The sequence below is a fragment of the Micromonospora sagamiensis genome (assembly GCF_014680085.1).
Classification (GTDB): Bacteria; Actinomycetota; Actinomycetes; order Mycobacteriales; family Micromonosporaceae; genus Micromonospora; species Micromonospora inyonensis.
Genome location: NZ_AP023438.1, coordinates 5,015,716 through 5,035,200, shown reverse-complemented (window position 1 = coordinate 5,035,200; position 19,485 = coordinate 5,015,716). Strand labels below are relative to the sequence as shown.

Here is a 19,485-nt window from a genome sequence, read left to right as displayed (position 1 = left end):
CTGACGCGAGAGGTCACCCGGGACGGAGGGCGTGGCAGGGCCACCGCTGCCGGTGCCCTGCCACGCGAGCGCCGTCACCGAGCCGGCGCGGTCACCCAACCACCGCACGTCTCGGTCTTGATGGTCAGTTGACGGCCGGCGTTGCCGAGGCAGACCTGAAAGTCGATCGCCGCGTCCGGCTTCAGCGCCGGCAGGTGATGGACCTTCGGTGGGGGAACCTTCCCGGTCTTGTCGTTGAGCACGCCGGTCTTGCCGTCGCTGTTGGGCACCGGCTTCTGGTCCCGGCCGTCGGTCCGGAAGAGGAGGAAGACCGCGTCCTCGTCCTTCCGACCGTCGTGGATGACAAACCGCCGCTCGTCGCGGTGGAACTCCGCATAGCCCGAATCACCGTCCGCGGTGACCGCCACGGGCGGGACCGGTGCGGCGCTCGGACCGGAACCGACGCCCGGTGCGGCGCTCGTACCGGAATCGGCCAAGCCCAGAGCCAGCGCCGGCACGAGGGCCAGCGCCAGAAAGCCGGCGACCGACATCAAAGCCCTGCCCACGCGCAGCAGGTCCCTGCCGATCGGCACACTGATGACGACGTCGCGGAGCTGGATGACATGGCCCCGGACCTGGCTGCCCGACACCACCTGATGCGGAGGGTCGACGGGCCCGCTTCCGGTCTCCGGGACGACAGCCGGGGCGGCCATCCCCGGCACGGTGGTCGCTGACGATTCCCCCGGTTCCGGAGACGACTCCGGGTCGTGCGCTTCCCGTACCGGGGTCGCCCGGCGGAGTTGGATGAACCCCAACGGAAGAGCGCAGCCAGCGAAGAGCGCGCCGGCCAGGGGTGCCACCCTCACGGCCTCGTCCAGACCGCCGAGCAGCGCGGCCGCGCCCAACGTAGCCGCGCCCGACACGGCCAGGGCAACAGACACGATGATCGCCAGCGGCCGGATCGTGACTTTCCGGTCGAAAACCATGCGGGCATCATGCACGCGACCAGCGAAAACAGCAATCCAGAGGTGGTGCGCCCCACCTCTGCGCGCCGTGTTCGGGGAAGGCAGGATCCGGCGGGCGCGGCGGCGGTGTTCAGCGGGAAGCCCGCCGGGCAGACCGCGGCACTCTCCGTACGGCATCAAGCGGTCGATCCGCTCCCCCGCTGGTGACCGACCCCGATTGACGACGGAAATTCCACGGGCGATCGAGAACTTGTGGTGAACTCGGACAACGGTCATGTCGCGGGTTTATGCGGAGTAAACAACGGTAATTTTCACGCAGGCCGGAAATAGCCACACCAGAATCCCCGGCGACATCGCACCCCACCCGATCCACCGCCCCCGCAGATCCAATTTGGACATCCCGACCACCCTGGTTGCCACCGTTCTTGGGCAGCCGGCACCTTGTGCACCTTTGGCCAGCTTTTGCGGTTGATCGACAATGCATCCGCCCTCCCTTCCGCCACCCGTTCCGACCGGGCGCCACGATCGATCAACGGAGCACCCCTCGTTCCAAATTATTTAATGGCGAGAATCGATAGAAGGCCATTCCTGTGCGTGTTAACGTCTGTCCCGCACGTCTCCCGGAATGCGGTAACCCGACGCTCGGGCACACCCGGTGAGTCGTGCGGCAACCCCTCCACCCGGCGGCGATCCCGGTGACCCCGTTCCGGGTTCCGCGCCGCTTGCGAACGTGTCGGAAGGAAAACAGATGCGTCGGCTCCAACCACCAGGTCGACTACTGACCGTCCTCGTCGCCCTGGGTCTCGTGACCACCTCGGCCGTCCCGGCCGCCGCCGAGGTCGACGCCGGGGGCACGCGGCCTCCGGAGAGCGTACGGCTGCTGGCCAAGGCCGCCGCAGACGAGTGCTTCGCCGGGATCGGCGTCGACTACCCGGCCGGACCGCCCTGCGCGGTGGGCCAGGAGAAGGTCAACCAGTCGTACGTCTGGGGCCTGGCCAAGGCCGGACGCAAGCTCTGGTTCGGCACCGGGGCGAACGTCCTCTGCCTCAAGCCGGACGGCTACAACGTCCGGGAACCGATCCTGAACGACGACTACGCCTGCGAGTTCGCCAACAGCCAGCCGGCCCGGCAGAACCCGGCCCTGCCGGCCAACCTCGGTGACCACCGGCCGCCGGAGGTCTACACGTACGACCTGGCGGACGAGCAGCTCACCGAGCGGACCGCGGACGTCACCGACGCGTCCCCGGCGGACGCGGCCCTGCTGCGCTCGACGGCCGGGCTGCGCAGCGGCGCCGCCCACCGGGGCGTGGTGCTGCTCGCCGGCCCCAGCCTCGTCGCCGGCATCAACCTGTTCGCCTTCGACACCTTCACCGGCGACTACCTCGGCTCGACCAACCTCGGCGACTACGAGAACATCCGGCACTTCACCGTCGCCGACGGGGTGCTCTACGCGGGTGTCGGGATGGGCACCAACGGCGGTGACGCCGGTCGGGTCCTGCGCTGGACGGGTGACCGGACCAACCCGTTCGCCTTCAGCGTGGTCGGTGACCTGCCGACCCAGGCCGCCGACATCGCCGCGCACGACGGCCGGCTCTACGTCACCACCTGGCCGAAGTCGATCGTGGAAGGTGCCGCGGCCAGCCTGGACACCGCCGGCACCACCGGGGCGGACCAGGCCGCGGACAACAACGCCGACCTGGGCAGCCTCTGGATGAGCCCGCCGCTGGCCGACGGGGAGCCGGGCCTCACCCCGCCGGACGCCACCGGCTGGACGCAGGTCTGGTCGCCCGCCGAGTACGAGCCGGACCCGGTGGTCCGGCGGGTGTACGCGATCGGTGGTCTCGCCTCCTACGGCGGTCACCTCTACTGGGGCACCATGCACGTCCCGCTCCAGGCCACCGCGCTGCACGTCCGGGTCTACCCGCCGAAGAACCAGGAGCAGCTCGCGGCCACCGTGGAGAACACCCAGCGGGCGTTCGCTGTCTTCCGGGGTCGGGACTTCGGCGGTGCCGGGGAGACGGTGGAGACGCTCTACGGCGAGTCCGAGCTTCCGGCGTTCGACCCGACGGCGAACAACGGGGTGGGCGCCTGGGAGACCACGCCGACCGGGGTGACCCCGGTGCACGGCCGCTCCGGCTTCGGGGACCAGTACAACCTGTACGCCTGGAAGATGACGGTGGCCGGCGGCCGGCTCTACATCGGCACCATGGACTTCGCCTACATCGCCCTGGAGGGCGAGATGCCGGCGGAGCCGGAGCCCGGTTACGACGCGCCCACCTTCGGCTCGGACCTGTGGTCGTTCGACGCGCCGGGTCGGCCGGCCCGCGCGATCGACAAGACCGGCTTCGGCAACCCGCTCAACCAGGGCGTACGGACCATGGTCGCGGACGGGTCCACGCTGTACATCGGCATGGCGAACCCGATGAACCTGCGCACCGACCCGAGCACGCACCTGGGCGGTTGGGAACTGCACAAGCTGACCCGACGCTGACCCGACGCCACGCGGCGCCCGACGACCGGTGGGGACACCGGCCGTCGGGCGCCGCCCGCGTCCCGTGGATCCGACGGCGGGCGTCGGGCTCGGGTGGTTGCAGGGGACCCTTCCTCGACAGAAAGCGGTAGGAAGGGGCCCCTGCAAACAACCACCACCGGCAGCGCGGGCCGGCAGCGCGGGATGCTCCGTCAGGGCGCTGCCAGGGCCTCGGTGGGCGAGAGCCGGCTGGCCCGGATCGCCGGGTAGAGCCCGGCCACCGCACCGATGACGATCGTCGCGCCGATGCCACCGGCCATCACCCACAGCGGCACCACCGTCGGCCAGCCCTGCGAGAGGGCGTAACCGGCGGTGACGAGGACCCCCAGCAGCACCCCGCCCAGCCCGCCGAGAGCGGACAGCAGCAGGGACTCGGCGAGGAACTGGGTGCGGACCTGCCCCCGGGTGGCCCCGAGCGCGCGGCGCAACCCGATCTCCGCCCGCCGCTCCAGCACCGAGATGACCATGGTGTTGGCCACCCCGACGCCGCCCACCAGCAGGGCCACCGCGCCCAGGCCCAGCAGCAGGCCGGTGAACGCCTCGTCGGTGGCCTGCCGGGCGGCGAGCGCGTCCGAGGGCCGGGACACCTGGATCTCGTTGGCCTGTTCCGGGTTGGCGGTCGCCGCCAGCACCCCGCGTACCGCCTCGACGTGCTCCTCGGCCGAGCGGGTGTAGATCCGGGTCGGGTGCCCGTCCAGCCCGAGGTGGGTGGTGGCGGCCGGCCAGCCGACCAGCGCCGCCGAGTCGAGTTCCGGGGCGAGCGGCACCGGCCGGAGGATCCCGATCACGGTGAACCACCGGCCGTCGATGTAGACCTGGATGTCCGGCCCGGCCGCGCCGAGCCCGAGCCGCTCGGCGGCGACCGCGCCGAGCACGGTGGCCGGATACTGGGCGGTGGCGTCGTTGAGCCAGGTGCCGTGGGCGACCGTGCCACCGACCGTGTCCAGGACGTCCAGGGTGACCGCCTGGGTGCCCAGGCCGCCGGTCTGCGCCGGTGGGATCCGGTCCGACCGGTAGACCGGTGTGTCGGGGAGCTGGGCGACCGCGGCGACCTGCTGCACCGGCCCGATCCGGGAGATCATCGCCACCGACTCGGTCGGCAGTTGGGCGTCCGCCCCGAAGAGGGTGCTGCCCGGCGCGACGGTGAGCAGGTTGGTGCCCAGGGCCGCCAGGGTCCGGTCCAGGTCGGCCCGGGACGACGAGGAGATCCCGACGACGCTGATCATCGCCGCGATGCCGATCGCGATGCCCAGCGCGGAGAGGAACGCCCGCAACGGTCGGGTGCGCAGCCCCACCCCGCCGACGCGCAGCACGTCGCGCGGGTGCATCCGGGCGGGCCGCAGCCGTTCCGGGCGGTCGGCGCCCGGCGGCCGGGTCGTCGTCGCGGTCACCGGAGCACCCCCTCGACCAGCGGGACGCCCCCGGTGACGATCCGCCCGTCCCGCATCCGCACCTGACGGGGCAGGCTCGCCGCGATCTCCCGGTCGTGGGTGATCACCACGACCGTGGTGCCGGCCGTGTGCAGCCCGTGCAGCAGCTCCATCACCCCGGCCCCCGAGGTGGAGTCCAGGTTGCCGGTGGGCTCGTCGGCCAGGAGCAGCGGCGGTTCGCCGACCACGGCCCGGGCGATCGCCGCCCGCTGCCGTTCGCCGCCGGAGAGCTGGTGCGGACGGTGGTCGAGGCGGTGGCCCAGCCCGACCCGGCGCAGGGCGACCTCCGCGCGCCGGTGCCGCTCCCGCCGGGGTACGCCCGCGTAGAGCAGGCCGTCGGCGACGTTCTCCACCAGCGGTACGCCCACCGCGAGGTGGAACTGCTGGAACACGAAACCGATCCGGCTGGCCCGCAGGGCGGACAGTTCCCGGTCGGTCAGGCGGGACGTGTCGTACCCGTCGACGAGCACGGTGCCCGAGGTGGGCCGGTCCAGGGTGCCGATGACGTTGAGCATCGTGGACTTGCCGGATCCGGAGGGGCCCACGATGGCCACCAGTTCGCCCCGGCCGATGGTCAGGTCGACCCGGTCGAGGGCGGCGACGGTGTCGCCGTACCGCCTGGTCACGTCCCGCAACTGCACGACGGGGCCGGCGGCGGCGCGGATCCGGTCAGTCACCGGGCATCCCCACCGTCAGCCCCTCGACGACCTCGTCGCCGGAGACCTCCACCCGGCCGGCGGCGAACAGGCCGGTCTTCACCGCGATGATCCGGGTGCCCGTGTCGTCGGCCACCTGGAGGCCGTAGCCACCCTCGGCGAGGGCGAGCAGCGCGGCGACCGGCACGGTGAGCACGTCCGCCCGCTGGGCCGCCACGAACCCGACGTCGACCGCCGCCTGCTCGAAGCCGGTGAGGGCGGCCGGGTCGTCCCCGGTCACCGAGACCTCGACCTTCGTCTCGGTGACCGGATCCTGTCCGGCCGCCCCGGCCGAGGTCTGCACGACCGTCTCGACGGTGCCGACCCGGCCGGTGGTGCGCCGGCCGTCCGGCAACGTGATGGTCACCTCCGCGCCCTTGCGGGCCAGCCGCTGGTCGTCGACGTCCAGGGTGCAGGTGACCAGCCGGGTGGTGCCGGTCGTGGAGAGCACCGCCCGGCCCGGAGTGACGGCGTCCCCCACCTCGGCGCCCTGGCTCGCCACCCGGACCGTACCGGCGGCGTAGACGATCCGGCCCGGCTCGACCTGCCCGGTCTCGGGCACCCCCAGGTCCTCCTGCCAGCTCCGGACCGCGTCGGCGGTGGCGGAGGTGTAGTCCTCGTCGACGGTGAAGCCGGTGTAGCCCAGGTCGGTGAGGTTCTGCTCGAACTGCCTGACGTCCCGGCCGCTGACCCCGGACCGCAGGACCCGGTACGCCGGCAGGCTGCCGTGCAGCAGCACCACCGGCTCGTCGTCGACCCGGTACAGGGCCTTGCCCCGGGCGACCGTGGCCCCGGTGGCGGCCAGCCAGGTCAGCGTGCCGCTGTAGCGGGTGTCCAGGGCGCGCGGGGTGCCGTACCCCAGTTCGCCGGTCTTGGTCTCCCGGTCGACGAGGGTCTGCCGCGCGACGGTGGTGGTGGTCGGCGGGAGCGGGGCGGCCCCGGCCGACTCCCCGGCGCCACCGTCGGAGGACACACCGACCGCGACCGCGCCGCCGGCCAGCACGACGGCCGCCCCGGCGGCCAGCGCGGTGACCGGCCGCCACCGACGTCGGCGGTGCGGCGCCTCCGTCGTCCCGTCACCACCGCCCACCGGGGTGACCCCGATGTCGGTGCCCATCGGCGCGCTCACGGCGTCCCCAGACGGTTGTCGAGGTTGGGCACCACCTCGCGGCACTTGTCGAACGCCGCCCGGACCGCCGGGTCCTGCCGGTCGATGTCGGCCTTGCCGGGCTGGATCCGGCCGTCGGCGTCCGGGTCGGGGAAGTTCGGCACGCCGTTCTCCCGCATGCAGCGGGCCAGCTTGCGGACCTGTTCGACCTGGTCGGCGTTGAGCTGCCGGGGTTGTCCGCCGTTCGGGGCGTACTCCCGGCACGCTTGGAGGGCCGCCTGGACCTTGGTGCGGTCCACGTTGGAACCGGGTTTGAAACGCGGGCCGTTCTGGCCCGGCTCCGGATCCGCCACGTCCAGCCCCTGCTCGCGCAGGCATCTGGTGAACCTGATCCGGCGCTCCTCGTCGCTCAACGCGACGGCGGTGAGCGTCGGCCGCGCACCGCCGCCACCGGCGGTGGCCACCCCCTCGTCGTCCCGGTCGCCCCCGCTACAGCCGGCCAGACCGAGGGCCGCCGCGAGGGGCAGGGCGAGCAGTACGCCCGTCAGCCGTCTCCGCATCGTCTCGTGCTCCTCTCTCCTCCGCCGGTGAAACCGGCGTCCACGGAGAAGTCAACGTCACGGGGCGTAGCCAGAGCGTAAACGCCGGGGCTCCGTTAACGGTGTGGTTACGTCGCGATGGGCGAGGATGTGACGGTGCGGGTACTGGTGGTCGAGGACGAACGGCTCCTGGCGGACGCGATTGCCGAATGGCTGCGCCGGGAGTCCTTCGCGGTGGACGTCGTGTACGACGGGGACGCCGCGCTGGAACGGCTCGGGGTCAACGGGTACGACGTGGTGGTGCTCGACCGGGACCTGCCGGTGGTGCACGGCGACGACGTGTGCCGGGCGGTGGTCGACTCCGACCGGGAGACCCGGGTGCTGATGCTGACCGCCGCCGCCGCCGTCCGGGAGCGGGTCGCCGGGCTGGCCATCGGGGCCGACGACTACCTGACCAAGCCGTTCGCGTTCATCGAGTTGAGCGCGCGGGTGCACGCCCTGACCCGGCGTACCCGGCCGGCCGCGCCGCCCAGGCTGACCCGGGCCGGCATCGTGCTGGACCCGGCCCGGCGGGAGGTGACCCGGGACGGGCGCCCCGTGCCGCTGTCCCGCAAGGAGTTCGGGGTGCTGGCCGAGCTGCTGCGGGCCGACGGGGCGGTGGTCTCCGCCGAGGAACTGCTGGAACGGGCCTGGGACGAGCACATCGACCCGCTGACCAACGTGCTGCGGGTGACCGTGATGAAGCTGCGCCGCAAGCTCGGCGAGCCGCCCGTCATCGAGACGGTGCCCGGCGCGGGGTACCGCATCCGGTGAAGAAGCTGACCATCCGCGCCCGGCTCACGCTGGTCTACGGCGGGCTGTTCCTGTTCGCCGGCACGGTGCTGCTCGCGGTGACCTATGTGCTGGTCGACCAGCGGCTCACCCGTGGTCTCGGGTTCGACCTGCGCAGCCGGGACTCCGGCAAGGTGTCGCTGCCGCAGTCCGGCACCAAGATCACCCCCGAGCAGGCGGAGACCCTGCGCGGGCTGGTCCGGCAGGTGCAGGAGGACGCCCGGCAGGACGCGCTGGACTCCTTACTGACCCAGGGCGGGGTGGCGCTGGCCGTGGTGACGGTCGCCGCCGTCGCGTTCGGTTGGCTGGTCGCCGGGCGGGCGTTGCAGCCGCTGAACCAGATCACCGGGACCGCCCGCCGGATCGCCGGCGCGGACGGTGCCGGCCGGGGTTTGCACGAGCGGATCGCCCTGGACGGCCCGACCGACGAGGTGAAGGAACTCGCCGACACCTTCGACCTGATGCTGGAACGGCTCGACCGGTCCTTCGACGGCCAACGACGGTTCGTTGCCAACGCCTCGCACGAGCTGCGCACCCCGCTGGCGATCAACCGGTCCCTGGTCGAACTCGCCATCACCCGACCGGACGCCCCGGCGGAGCTGCGCCAGCTCGGGGAGGTGCTGCTCACGGTGAACGAACGGCACGAACGGCTGATCGACGGGCTGCTCACCCTCGCCGACTCGGAGAACACGCTGACCGAGCGTACCGAGGTGGACCTCGCCGAGATGGCCGGTCACCTGACCGACCAGACCGCCGCCCGGACGGCACTGGCGGTCTCCCGGCAGCTGGCCCCGGCCCGCACGGTCGGCGACCCGGTGCTGCTGGAGCGGCTCACCCAGAACCTGCTGGAGAACGCGGTACGGCACAACCTCGGCGAGGACGGGTGGCTGACGGTCAGCACCACGACGACCGACGGCCGGGCCGTGCTGACCGTCAGCAACAGCGGGCCGGTCGTGCCCGGGTACGAGGTCGAGTCGATCTTCCTGCCCTTCCGGCGGTTGAACCGGGAGCGGGCGGCCGGCAACCGGGGTTTCGGGCTCGGCCTGTCCATCGTCCGGGCGGTGGCCCGGGCGCACGGGGGCACGGTGCACGCCCTGCCCCGGCCGGGCGGCGGTCTGGTCGTCACCGTCTCCCTGCCCACCCCCGGCGTGGGGTGAACGGCGGGGAGGTTCACCGGACGCTGCCCGGGTAGCAGTCCTGGAAAGGACGACCCGAGACGGCGGAGGGACCGGTATGAAGGCACTGACCTGGCACGGGAAGCGGGACGTACGGGTGGAGGAGGTCCCGGACCCGAGGATCGAGGAGCCCACCGACGCGATCGTCCGGATCACCTCGACCGCGATCTGCGGCTCGGACCTGCATCTCTACGAGGTGCTCGGGCCGTTCCTGAAACCGGGGGACGTCCTCGGGCACGAGCCGATGGGCATCGTCGAGGAGGTCGGTTCCGGGGTGACCCGGCTCAGGCCGGGCGACCGGGTGGTGGTGCCGTTCAACATCGCCTGCGGCTCGTGCTGGATGTGCGGCCGGCAGCTCTACGCGCAGTGCGAGACCACGCAGGTCACCTCGGAGGGCAAGGGCGCGGCGCTGTTCGGCTACACCTCGCTGTACGGCTCGGTGCCGGGCGGGCAGGCCGAGTACCTGCGGGTGCCGCACGCCCAGTTCGGGCCGATCAAGGTCCCGGAGACCGGCCCGGACGAGCGGTACCTCTACCTCTCCGACATCCTCCCCACCGCCTGGCAGGCGGTGACGTACGCCGACACCCCACCCGGCGGCACGCTCGCCGTCTTCGGGCTCGGCCCGGTCGGCCAGTTCTGCGCCCGCATCGGCCGGCACCTCGGCGCGGACCGGGTGATCGGGCTGGACCTGGTGCCGGAGCGGCTGGAGATGGCCCGCCGGCACGGCATCGAGGTGCTCGACGTGACCCAACTGGAGGACGTGCCGGGCGCGCTGATCGACCTGGTGGACGGGCGCGGCCCGGACGCGGTGATCGACGCGGTCGGCATGGAGGCCCACGGTTCCACCTCGGGCAAGATCGCCCAGACCGCCGCCGGGCTGCTGCCGGACCGGCTGGCCCAGGCGATGACCGACAAGGTGGGCGTGGACCGGCTCGTCGTGCTCAAGGCCGCGCTCAAGGCCGTCCGGCGGGGTGGCACCGTCTCCGTCTCCGGGGTGTACGGCGGCGAGGTGGACCCGCTGCCGCTGATGGAGATGTTCGACCGGGGCGTGCAGCTGCGGATGGGCCAGTGCCACGTCCGCCGCTGGACCGACGAGATCCTGCCGCTGCTGGCCGGCGACGACGACCCGCTGGGCGTGGCGGACCTGCGCACCCACCGGCTGCCGCTGGGCGACGCGCCGAAGGCGTACGAGATGTTCCAGAAGAAGGCGGACGGCTGCGTCAAGGTCGTGCTCGCCCCGTGAGTCGGGTGGTCGTCGTCACCGGTGCCACCAGCGGGATCGGCCGGGCGGCGGCCCGGGCGTTCGCCGCGCGCGGTGACCGCCTGGTCCTCGCCGCCCGCGCGCCGCAGACCCTGGCCGAGGTACGCGCCGAGTGCGCGGTCTTCGGCCCGAACCCGACCGGCGAGGCCCTCCGGGGCGGCTGGCGATCCGACCGTCGGTGACACTCCGGCCACGGTAGGCACCACGCTCCACCGCCAGCGACGATCAGCCGTACCCACCGCACACGTCCCATCGCCTAGGGTGACCGGATGGACACTCCGGCCGCACGGGACGAGGAGACACGCGTGACTGCCAGGATGAACCGTAGGACCGCTCTCGGGCTGGGCACCGCCGCCACCGCCGGCGCGGTGCTCGGCAACGGAGCGCCGGCATCGGCGGAGGAGCGTGCCGTGACACCGACCGCGGGCACCCCCGCCCAGGCCGCCGCCCTGGTCGCCGCCGCGTACCAGCAGCACACCCTCGAAGCGGGTGGCAGCTGGCAGGCGTACGTCAGCGTCGCCGACCCGGCGGGCGCACCGCTGCCGGCGGTCGCCGACGAGCCGGACCGCCTGCTCGAGGCGTACAGCGTGAACAAGATCGCCGTCGCCGTGGCGGTGCTGGACAAGGTCGACCGGGGACTGCTCACGCTCACCCAGCGACTCGACGTCACCTCCGCGATCGTGATCCCCGGCGGGGACGGGATCTTCAGCCTGGACGGGGCGTACCCCAGCTCGGTCACCCTCGGCCACGCCCTCGCGGCGCTGCTCACCGTCTCCGACGACACCGCCGTACGGCTGTGCGGCCTGGTCTGCCCGGCGGCCGAGCTGAACACGATCCTTCAGGCCAAGGGCTTCCCGAACACGCAGGTGCAGCCGGTGGCCAACCCGAACCGGTTCTACCTCGGCACCAGCACCCCCCGGGAGACACACAACCTGCTCCGCGCGCTGGTGGCCGGCACCCTGCTCGCCCCCGCCTCCACGGCGTTCCTGCTGCGCCAACTGCGCGCCCCGATCGCCCACACCGACGGCGTCCGACGCACCATGTCCTCCGACGAACGGGCCCGCGTCGCCGCCAAGGGCGGCTGGTACGCCGACGCCCGCAACGAGGCCGGCGTGATCTTCGACCGGGCCGGGGCCCCGGTGCTGACGTACGCCCTCTTCGCCTCCGGGCAGGCCGACCCGGGCAACTTCGGCGGAACCCACCCGGCGGTCACCGCACGGGCGAAGATGGGACGGAGCTTCCTCGACGCCGTGGACGGCCTGACCGGCACCGGAACGGCCCACCGGGTCACCCGCCAGCGCCCGAGCAACGGCGGCTGACGCGTCGGGGGCTACCGTGGCACCCGGGGTTCGACCGGGCGGAGGGAAAGTTCATGGGGGGACGCGAGCAGCGGGCACGACGGGGCCGGGGTGGCCGGGTGGCCGGGGCGCTGGGCCTGGCCGCGCTGGCCGCCCTGGCCTGGGCCGCCCGGGACGTGCCGGCCGCACTGGGGGGCCGGCTGACCGGGGCCCGCGCCGAACGCGTCCGCCGGTCGCCGCAGTTCCACGACGGCGCGTTCCACAACCCCGCCGACGTCCGCACGACGATCGCCGACCCCGGCCGGAACCTGCTGTGGGAGCTGCTCTTCGGCCAGCAGCGCCGCCGGCCGACGCGACCGGTGCCGCTGCGGCGTCCGGCTCCCGGCAGCGGTGCGGAGCGGGAACTCGCCGTCGTCTGGTACGGCCACGCGTCCGCGCTGGTCGAGATCGAGGGACGGCGGGTGCTCCTCGACCCGGTGTGGAGCGACCGCTGCTCCCCGTCCCAAGCGGTCGGCCCGCGCCGGCTGCACGCCCCGCCGGTGGGCCTCGACGAACTGCCCCCGGTGGACGCGATCGTGATCTCCCACGACCACTACGACCACCTCGACATGGCGACGGTGTGCCACCTGCGGGACACCCAGTCCGCGCCGTTCCTGGTGCCGCTCGGCATCGGCGCGCACCTGGACCGGTGGGGTGTGCCGGCGGACCGGATCGTCGAGCTGGACTGGGCGGAGAGCCACCGGGTGGCCGGGCTGACGATCACCGCCACCGCCGCGCAGCACTTCTCGGGCCGGGGCCTGCGCCGTGACGGCACGCTCTGGGGTTCGTGGGTGCTGGCCGGGGCGCACCGCCGGGTCTTCTACACCGGCGACTCCGGCTACTTCCCCGGGTACGCCGAGATCGGCGAGCGGTACGGACCGTTCGACGTGACGCTGACCCAGATCGGCGCGTACGACCGGGCCTGGCCGAACATCCACATGTTCCCGGAGGAGGCGGTCGCCGCCCACCTCGACGTGCGGGGTGGTCTGCTGGTGCCGGTGCACTGGTGCACCTTCAACCTGGCCCTGCACGACTGGGCCGAGCCGGTGAACCGGCTCTGGCGGGAGGCGAAGGCCCGGGGCGTCCGGATCGCCGTGCCCCGGCCGGGCGAGCGGGTGGTGGTGGACGACCCGCCAGCGGTGGACGCCTGGTGGGACCAGGTCGCCTGAGCGGTGCCGGTCAGAGCACGAAGGCGTCCGTCCAGAGCGCGCCGGAGCGACCGGAGAGCGAGTCCAGCATCGCCACCGCCTGCGAGTCGGTGAGCAGCGCGACGAAGTCGACGATGGCCCGACCCCGGGCGCGCGCCGAGCGGTCCGCGGTGCGCGGGTGCAGCTCCGCCTCGGCCAGCTCGACCAGGTCGTGCAGGCGGCGGGGCAGCCGGGACTCCTCCTCCGGGTCGAGCAGCCACTCCCAGAGCGCCTCGACCAGCGTGCCGAGCAGCCGGGCCTGGCCGCGCTGGTGCAGCGCGAGGTCCGGGCGGGCCAGCACGAACCGGTGGTGGACGAACTTGAGCACCTGCACCTCGTGCCACTGCGGCGCGGCGAGCTGCACGTGCCCGGAGCGCACCGACGGCTCCCGGACCACCTGGATCGCGTCGACGAAGCGGGTGGTCCAGCGGGCGGAGAAGCGGGCCACGTACTGCTCCGCCTCGATCGAGCCGTCGAACGGCAGGGCGAGCAGGCCCTCGACGAGTTCCCGGCGGACGTGCTCGACGGCGGCGGCGAACGCCTCGTCGTCGGCGATCCAGCCGTCCTTGCGGTGCAGTTGCCGGCGCAGCCGCTCGATCGCCGCGCCGGGGCGGCGGGCGGTGCTGGCCAGCGCCGCGTCGGTGACCGACCGGTAGTGCCCGTGCTCCTTCTGCCAGGCGATCAGCTCGGCGGCCACCGCGCCCTGCTGGAGCACGCCGACCCGGTGGAAGTCCTCCACGTCGTGGATGGCGTACGCGACGTCGTCGGCGGTGTCCATGACCGACGCCTCGACGGTCTGCTGCCAGTCGGCGATCCGGCCGGCGAACGGCTCCCGGGCCTGCCGCAGGTCGTCCAGCTCGGTGCGGTAGGCGCCGAACTTCGCCGAGCCGCTGGCCGGGTCGTCCGGCGGGGCGGCGGCACCCCGGGGCGGCGGGTCCAGGTGCCGGGGATGCGGGTCGGGGTGGTCCAGCCGGGTCCACGGGTACTTCAGCATCGCGGCCCGTACCGCCGCGGTCAGGTCGAGGCCGATGGTGGCCGCGCCGCCGATCTCGGTCGAGGTGACGATCCGGTACGACTGGGCGTTGCCCTCGAAGCCGTCGGGCAGGCCGAGACGCTGGCGGGCCAGCCGGTCCAGCACCCGCTCCCCCAGGTGCCCGAAGGGCGGGTGGCCGAGGTCGTGGGCGAGCGCGGCGGCCTCCACCACGTCCGGGTCGCAGCCGCCGAGGGCGGTCAGCAGGTCCCGGTAGCGGTCGTCGGCGGTGAGCCGCTCGGCGATGGCCCGGGCGACCTGGGCGACCTTGAGGCTGTGGGTGAGGCGGTTGTGCACCAGCAGGCCGGAACCGCCGGGGCTGACCACCTGGGTCACGCCGCCGAGGCGGGTGAAGAAGGGCGAGCCCACGATCCGGTCCCGGTCGGCACGGAACGGACTCGCCGCGAGGTCACCCAGGGCGCGGGCGCTGCCGCCGAAGAGCCGCCGGGCCCGGGGATCCGCAGGTTGTTCCATGATCGCCACGCTAGTGCAGCGACACCGTCCGGCGCGCCCACGTACCGCCACAACGATCGTGTCAGCGTGGGGCGGCACAATGCAGGACGGAACCCACCGGAGAAGGCGGATCAGATCGTGACCCAGTCCGTTCATCAGCGGATCGCCGAGGAAATCGGCGTCACCGAACGTCAGGTACGCGCAGCCGTGGAGCTGCTCGACGGCGGCGCGACCGTGCCGTTCATCGCCCGCTACCGCAAGGAGGCCACCGGCCTGCTCGACGACGCGCAGCTGCGCACCCTCGAGGAGCGGCTGCGCTACCTGCGCGAGCTGGACGAGCGGCGGGCCGCCATCCTGGAGTCGATCCGCAGCCAGGGCAAGCTCGACGAGGCCCTGGAAGCGCAGATCGTGGCCGCCGACTCGAAGGCCCGGCTGGAGGACATCTACCTGCCGTACAAGCCGAAGCGGCGGACCCGGGCGCAGATCGCCCGGGAGGCGGGGCTGGAACCGCTGGCGGACACGCTGCTGGCCGACCCGACGCAGGACCCGAAGGCCGTCGCCGCCGGCTTCGTCGACGCGGAGAAGGGCGTCGCCGATCCGGCCGCCGCCCTGGAGGGGGCGCGGGCCATCCTCATCGAGCGGTTCGCCGAGGACGCCGACCTGATCGGCACGCTGCGCGAGCAGATGTGGTCGCGGGGCCGGCTGGTCGCCCGGGTACGCGAGGGACAGGAGACGGCCGGCGCGAAGTTCGCCGACTACTTCGACTTCGCCGAGCCGTTCCCGAAGCTGCCCTCGCACCGGATCCTGGCGATGCTGCGGGGCGAGAAGGAGGGTGTGCTCGACCTGACCATGGACCCGGAGCCCGACGGCGACGCCGACGCCCCGGTCACCGGCCCGACCCGGTACGAGGCGGCCATCGCCGGCCGGTTCGGCGTCAGCGACTCCGGCCGGCCGGCGGACCGCTGGCTGACCGACACGGTGCGCTGGGCCTGGCGTACCCGGATCCTCATCCACCTCGGCGCGGACCTGCGGATGCGGCTGTGGCAGGCGGCCGAGGACGAGGCGGTCCGGGTCTTCGCCACCAACCTGCGGGACCTGCTGCTCGCCGCGCCGGCCGGCACCCGTCCGACCATGGGCCTCGACCCGGGCCTGCGGACCGGGGTCAAGGTGGCCGTGGTGGACGCCACCGGCAAGGTGGTCGCCACCGACACGATCTACCCGCACGAGCCGCGCCGGCAGTGGGACGCCTCGATCGCCACCCTGGCGACGCTGGCCGCCGCGCACGGCGTCGAGCTGGTGGCGATCGGCAACGGCACCGCCAGTCGGGAGACCGACAAGCTCGCCGGTGACCTGATCAAGCGGCACCCGGAGCTGACGCTGACCAAGGTGGTGGTCTCCGAGGCCGGCGCGTCGGTCTACTCCGCCTCGGCGTACGCCTCGCAGGAGCTGCCCGGCCTGGACGTCTCGCTGCGCGGGGCGGTCTCCATCGCCCGCCGCCTCCAGGACCCGCTCGCCGAGCTGGTCAAGATCGACCCGCGCTCGATCGGCGTCGGGCAGTACCAGCACGACCTTTCCGAGGTGAAGCTGTCCCGCTCACTGGACGCCGTGGTCGAGGACTGCGTGAACGCGGTCGGCGTGGACGTCAACACCGCCTCCGCGCCGCTGCTGACCCGGGTTTCCGGCATCGGCGCCGGGCTGGCCGAGAACATCGTCCTGCACCGGGACGCCAACGGGCCGTTCCGGACCCGGGCCGAGCTGAAGAAGGTGTCCCGGCTCGGGCCGAAGGCGTTCGAGCAGTGCGCCGGCTTCCTGCGCATCCCCGGCGGCGACGACCCGCTGGACTCCTCCAGCGTGCACCCCGAGGCGTACCCGGTGGTGCGGCGCATCCTCGCCCACACCGGGCAGGACGTGCGCTCGCTGATCGGGAAGAGCACCATCCTGCGCGGGCTGAAGGCGACCGACTTCGTCGACGACACGTTCGGCCTGCCCACGGTCACCGACATCCTGGCGGAGCTGGAGAAGCCGGGACGCGACCCACGACCGGAGTTCCGGACCGCGACCTTCGTCGAGGGCGTCGAGAAGATCGGTGACCTGACCCCGGGGATGATCCTGGAGGGCGTGGTCACCAACGTGGCCGCCTTCGGCGCGTTCGTGGACGTCGGCGTGCACCAGGACGGCCTCGTGCACGTCTCGGCGATGTCGCACACCTTCGTCAAGGACCCTCGCGACGTGGTCAAGTCCGGAGACGTCGTCCGGGTCAAGGTGCTCGACGTGGACGTACCGCGCAAGCGGATCTCGCTGACCCTGCGGCTGGACGACGAGCCGGGCGCGCCCGCCGGTCGTGGCCCGGCCGACGGTGGCCGGCGGGAACGCGGCGGCCCCCGGGGCGACCAGAGCGGACGCGGTGACCAGGGCGGACGCGGCCAGCGCGGTGACCAGGGCGGACGCGACTCCCGCGGTGACCAGGGCGGACGCGGCGACCGGGGATCCTCGGCGACGGACCGGGGCGGTGCCCGGGGTTCGCGCGGCGGCGCGCCGCAGCGCCAGGGGCGGGGCGGCGCCGCGCCACCGCCGTCCGGGGCGATGGCCGACGCCCTCCGCCGCGCCGGCCTGGCCTGACCCGGAGACCGACCGATCCGGCGAGACGTCGGGCCACCTGTGAGTCTGGTCGTTCCCCGGTCGGGCCGACCGGACTCACAGGTCGGTGTTGGCCGGTGGCCCGCTCTGCTGCCCGCCGGCGACCGGTGGAAGGCTGGACCGGATTCGAGGGTCGGACCGGTGTCGGCGAGGGAGCACGCCTCCGCTTCGATCGCTGTCGAGACCGCTGCCGCACCCGCTTTCGCTGCTGCCGGTGCGCGCCCGATACTGTACGCTCTCACCGGAATGTCAGCCCATTCCGGATGACCTTCGTGTCAGGTTCGTCGGTCGCCCCGGAAGTCATCGCCGGGACAACGGTCCTGGCCGCCACGCGCAGTTGTCGTGGTGACGCCGGTTGACCTTCAGTTGAGCCCGGCATTAGGCGATGATCATGAACGTCGAGAACCCCGATCGTGGCATCGGTGTCCGGCCCGGCGCCGGTCGACCAGGGTCCCTCCGTGGCGACGGCTCGCACCGGGTCGTGAGCTGCCCCCCGGTTCGATCGCTACCCTCCCGTCCGGTGTCCGCGCCGCGCGGTGACTCACACCTGGTGCGAAGGCTCAGGCATCGGAGTCTCGTCGGCCACTAGGATCTCGTGGCGGTGCCCGGGCACCCGACCACGACAGTTGTTCCGATCGGCGACGACGGCGTCGCTGTCCCACACCCCGCGCCCGACTGCCACCGCACGCGGTGGTGGCCCAACGTCCCGGAGAGACCCGGCAGTTCGCGCCGAACGCGTTCGATGCCGACGGACAACGCAAGCTGAAAGGAAGCCGAAGTGAGCCAACACCTGCCGACTTCACCTTATCGGGGCACCCGGGACTTTCTCCCGGCCGAGATGTCGGTACGGACCCAGGTCTTCCATCGGCTCTACGAGGTGATCGAGCGTTACGGGTTCGCCCGCTACGACGGCCCGATCCTGGAGTCGGCCGAGATCTACGAGGCGAAGTCGGGTCAGGAGATCGCCGATCTGCAGCTCTACACCCTCACCGACCGGGGGGGCCGCCGCCTGGCGCTCCGTCCGGAGATGACTCCCTCCGTCGCCCGCATGATCGCCGCGAACGCGAACAAGCTGCAATTCCCGGTTCGCTGGTACTGCCACGTGAACTGCCACCGTTACGAGCGCCCGCAACGGGGCCGGGTACGGGAACACTGGCAGATCAATGTCGACACGTTCGGCTCGGCCAGCCCGAACGTCGAGATCGAGATCTTCGAGCTGATCCACGACATGATGGCCGCCCTGGGCGCATCCCGTGACATGTACGTGGTGCGGGCAAGCGACCGGGTCCTCCTCGACGGCATTCTCACCGAGATGGTCGGCATTCCGGCCGAGAAGGTGAAGACGGTCGCCGCGTTGATCGACCGGTGGGACAAGTATCCCCACGAACAGCTTCTCGAGGAAGCCGCAGGCATCGGGGTGTCACCCGCGCAGTTCGACCGTCTTGAGGAGGCTCTCAGCGCGGGCGAGAAGCTGTTGGAGGCCATCCCCGCCGACGTCATGCAGCGCTCGCAGCTGGCGAAGGTGCTCGACGGACCGGGACGGGAACTGGTGACGTTCGACCCGTTCATCGTTCGCGGACTCGCCTACTACACGTCGACCGTCTTCGAGGTCTTCGACCGTCATCCCGCCAACAGTCGGGCGCTGTTCGGCGGTGGCCGCTACAGCGATCTGGTCAACCTGTTCTCCGATGCCCAGATCCCCGGCTTCGGCTTCGGCATGGGCGACGTCACGCTGTTCGACTTCCTGGAGACGCACGGGATCCTGCCCGAGCCGCTCCCCGAAGCCGACGTGGTCGTCATCCCCAGCCAGGCGGATCTCTACGAACAGGCAGCCTCCGTGGCGCGTATCCTGCGCGGCAGCGGGTGGCGGACCTCGGTGCCCCTGGAGCCGCGCAAACTCGGCAAGGAGATCAGCCGCGCCGACAAGACCGGCGCCCGTGCGATCGTCATCGTCGGGCCGTCCGACTGGGCGGCCGGCAACGTGGTCGTCAGAGGCATGGCCTCGGGTGACCAGCAGACCGTCACCGTCGACGCGGTCGCCACGGCCGTGGCGGCACAACTGGACGCGCGCGCCCCGGAAGGCCAGCAGTGACGCTGCCTTCTCGGCGCGACGGAACCGCACGGTAGCCCGTCGCGGGCGAAGTCCGGACCTGGGGGAGCCCCGTGCTCTGCCCGTGGTCACGGCAGGGAGCGATACGGCCCGCAGCGTGCTGCGGGCCGTATCGGTTCCCACGGGAACCGAAGGCGACCATCACGGCCACCGCCCTGCCCGTAGGCGCAGGCGGATGGTCACCGCACCGACATCCGCCCCGAGCTGATCCGGTCGAT

Annotated in this window: 15 protein-coding genes; 9 read left to right on the top strand and 6 right to left on the bottom strand. The window is 72.7% G+C overall.

Annotated elements, in window-relative coordinates; genetic code table 11:
• Positions 1-74 precede the first annotated feature (74 nt).
• Positions 75-1,220 carry a hypothetical protein gene (locus tag IGA62_RS22205; RefSeq protein ID WP_145819014.1) on the bottom strand — a complete coding sequence of 382 codons (1,146 nt, stop codon included), beginning with the start codon at positions 1,218-1,220 and terminating at the stop codon, positions 75-77.
• Between the two features lie 472 nt (positions 1,221-1,692).
• Here IGA62_RS22205 and IGA62_RS22200 point away from each other — a divergent pair, with 472 nt between their 5' ends.
• Positions 1,693-3,435 (top strand): hypothetical protein, encoded by a 1,743-nt coding sequence (locus tag IGA62_RS22200; protein ID WP_186499953.1) that lies wholly within the window; start codon positions 1,693-1,695, stop codon positions 3,433-3,435.
• A 191-nt stretch (positions 3,436-3,626) separates the two neighbouring features.
• Here the strand turns inward: IGA62_RS22200 and IGA62_RS22195 are convergent, their stop codons facing one another.
• Genes IGA62_RS22195 through IGA62_RS22180 form a run of 4 tightly spaced genes read right to left on the bottom strand, consistent with a single transcriptional unit; the run spans position 3,627 to position 7,267 of the window.
• Complete coding sequence (locus IGA62_RS22195) at positions 3,627-4,802, bottom strand: ABC transporter permease (protein WP_145822075.1); 1,176 nt, start codon at positions 4,800-4,802, stop codon at positions 3,627-3,629.
• A gap of 59 nt (positions 4,803-4,861) precedes the next feature.
• Positions 4,862-5,581 (bottom strand): ABC transporter ATP-binding protein, encoded by a 720-nt coding sequence (locus IGA62_RS22190; RefSeq protein ID WP_232624741.1) that lies wholly within the window; start codon positions 5,579-5,581, stop codon positions 4,862-4,864.
• Positions 5,574-6,728, bottom strand: coding sequence for a peptidoglycan-binding protein (locus IGA62_RS22185; RefSeq protein WP_232624740.1), 1,155 nt, complete (start codon positions 6,726-6,728; stop codon positions 5,574-5,576). The genes IGA62_RS22190 and IGA62_RS22185 overlap by 8 nt, the downstream gene beginning before the upstream one ends.
• Positions 6,725-7,267: a hypothetical protein gene (locus IGA62_RS22180; protein WP_145819015.1), complete on the bottom strand. Its 543-nt coding sequence runs from the start codon at positions 7,265-7,267 to the stop codon at positions 6,725-6,727. The genes IGA62_RS22185 and IGA62_RS22180 overlap by 4 nt, the downstream gene beginning before the upstream one ends.
• A gap of 135 nt (positions 7,268-7,402) precedes the next feature.
• Between IGA62_RS22180 and IGA62_RS22175 the strand changes: the two genes are divergently transcribed.
• The 6 genes from IGA62_RS22175 (at position 7,403) to IGA62_RS22150 (ending at position 13,019) form a co-directional block, all read left to right on the top strand.
• Positions 7,403-8,059 (top strand): response regulator transcription factor, encoded by a 657-nt coding sequence (locus IGA62_RS22175; protein WP_176738144.1) that lies wholly within the window; start codon positions 7,403-7,405, stop codon positions 8,057-8,059.
• Complete coding sequence (locus tag IGA62_RS22170; RefSeq protein WP_145819016.1) at positions 8,056-9,234, top strand: sensor histidine kinase; 1,179 nt, start codon at positions 8,056-8,058, stop codon at positions 9,232-9,234. Before IGA62_RS22175 ends, IGA62_RS22170 begins: the two co-directional genes overlap by 4 nt.
• Before the next feature lie 76 nt (positions 9,235-9,310).
• On the top strand, positions 9,311-10,495 hold the full coding sequence (locus IGA62_RS22165) for a zinc-dependent alcohol dehydrogenase (protein WP_145819017.1): 1,185 nt from the start codon (positions 9,311-9,313) through the stop codon (positions 10,493-10,495).
• Positions 10,492-10,695 carry an SDR family NAD(P)-dependent oxidoreductase gene (locus IGA62_RS22160; protein ID WP_232624739.1) on the top strand — a complete coding sequence of 68 codons (204 nt, stop codon included), beginning with the start codon at positions 10,492-10,494 and terminating at the stop codon, positions 10,693-10,695. Before IGA62_RS22165 ends, IGA62_RS22160 begins: the two co-directional genes overlap by 4 nt.
• Positions 10,696-10,830: 135 nt before the next feature.
• Complete coding sequence (locus IGA62_RS22155; RefSeq protein ID WP_145819018.1) at positions 10,831-11,832, top strand: serine hydrolase; 1,002 nt, start codon at positions 10,831-10,833, stop codon at positions 11,830-11,832.
• A gap of 53 nt (positions 11,833-11,885) precedes the next feature.
• On the top strand, positions 11,886-13,019 hold the full coding sequence (locus tag IGA62_RS22150) for an MBL fold metallo-hydrolase (RefSeq protein ID WP_145819019.1): 1,134 nt from the start codon (positions 11,886-11,888) through the stop codon (positions 13,017-13,019).
• Between the two features lie 10 nt (positions 13,020-13,029).
• Here the strand turns inward: IGA62_RS22150 and IGA62_RS22145 are convergent, their stop codons facing one another.
• Entirely contained in the window at positions 13,030-14,541 is a 1,512-nt protein-coding gene (locus tag IGA62_RS22145) for a deoxyguanosinetriphosphate triphosphohydrolase family protein (RefSeq protein WP_145819020.1), read from the bottom strand.
• A 117-nt stretch (positions 14,542-14,658) separates the two neighbouring features.
• Between IGA62_RS22145 and IGA62_RS22140 the strand changes: the two genes are divergently transcribed.
• Both IGA62_RS22140 and hisS read left to right on the top strand, forming a co-directional pair.
• Complete coding sequence (locus IGA62_RS22140) at positions 14,659-17,139, top strand: Tex family protein (RefSeq protein WP_145819021.1); 2,481 nt, start codon at positions 14,659-14,661, stop codon at positions 17,137-17,139.
• 796 nt (positions 17,140-17,935) lie between these two features.
• Positions 17,936-19,249 carry a histidine--tRNA ligase gene (hisS, locus tag IGA62_RS22135; RefSeq protein WP_145819022.1) on the top strand — a complete coding sequence of 438 codons (1,314 nt, stop codon included), beginning with the start codon at positions 17,936-17,938 and terminating at the stop codon, positions 19,247-19,249.
• The last annotated feature ends 236 nt before the right edge of the window (positions 19,250-19,485 follow it).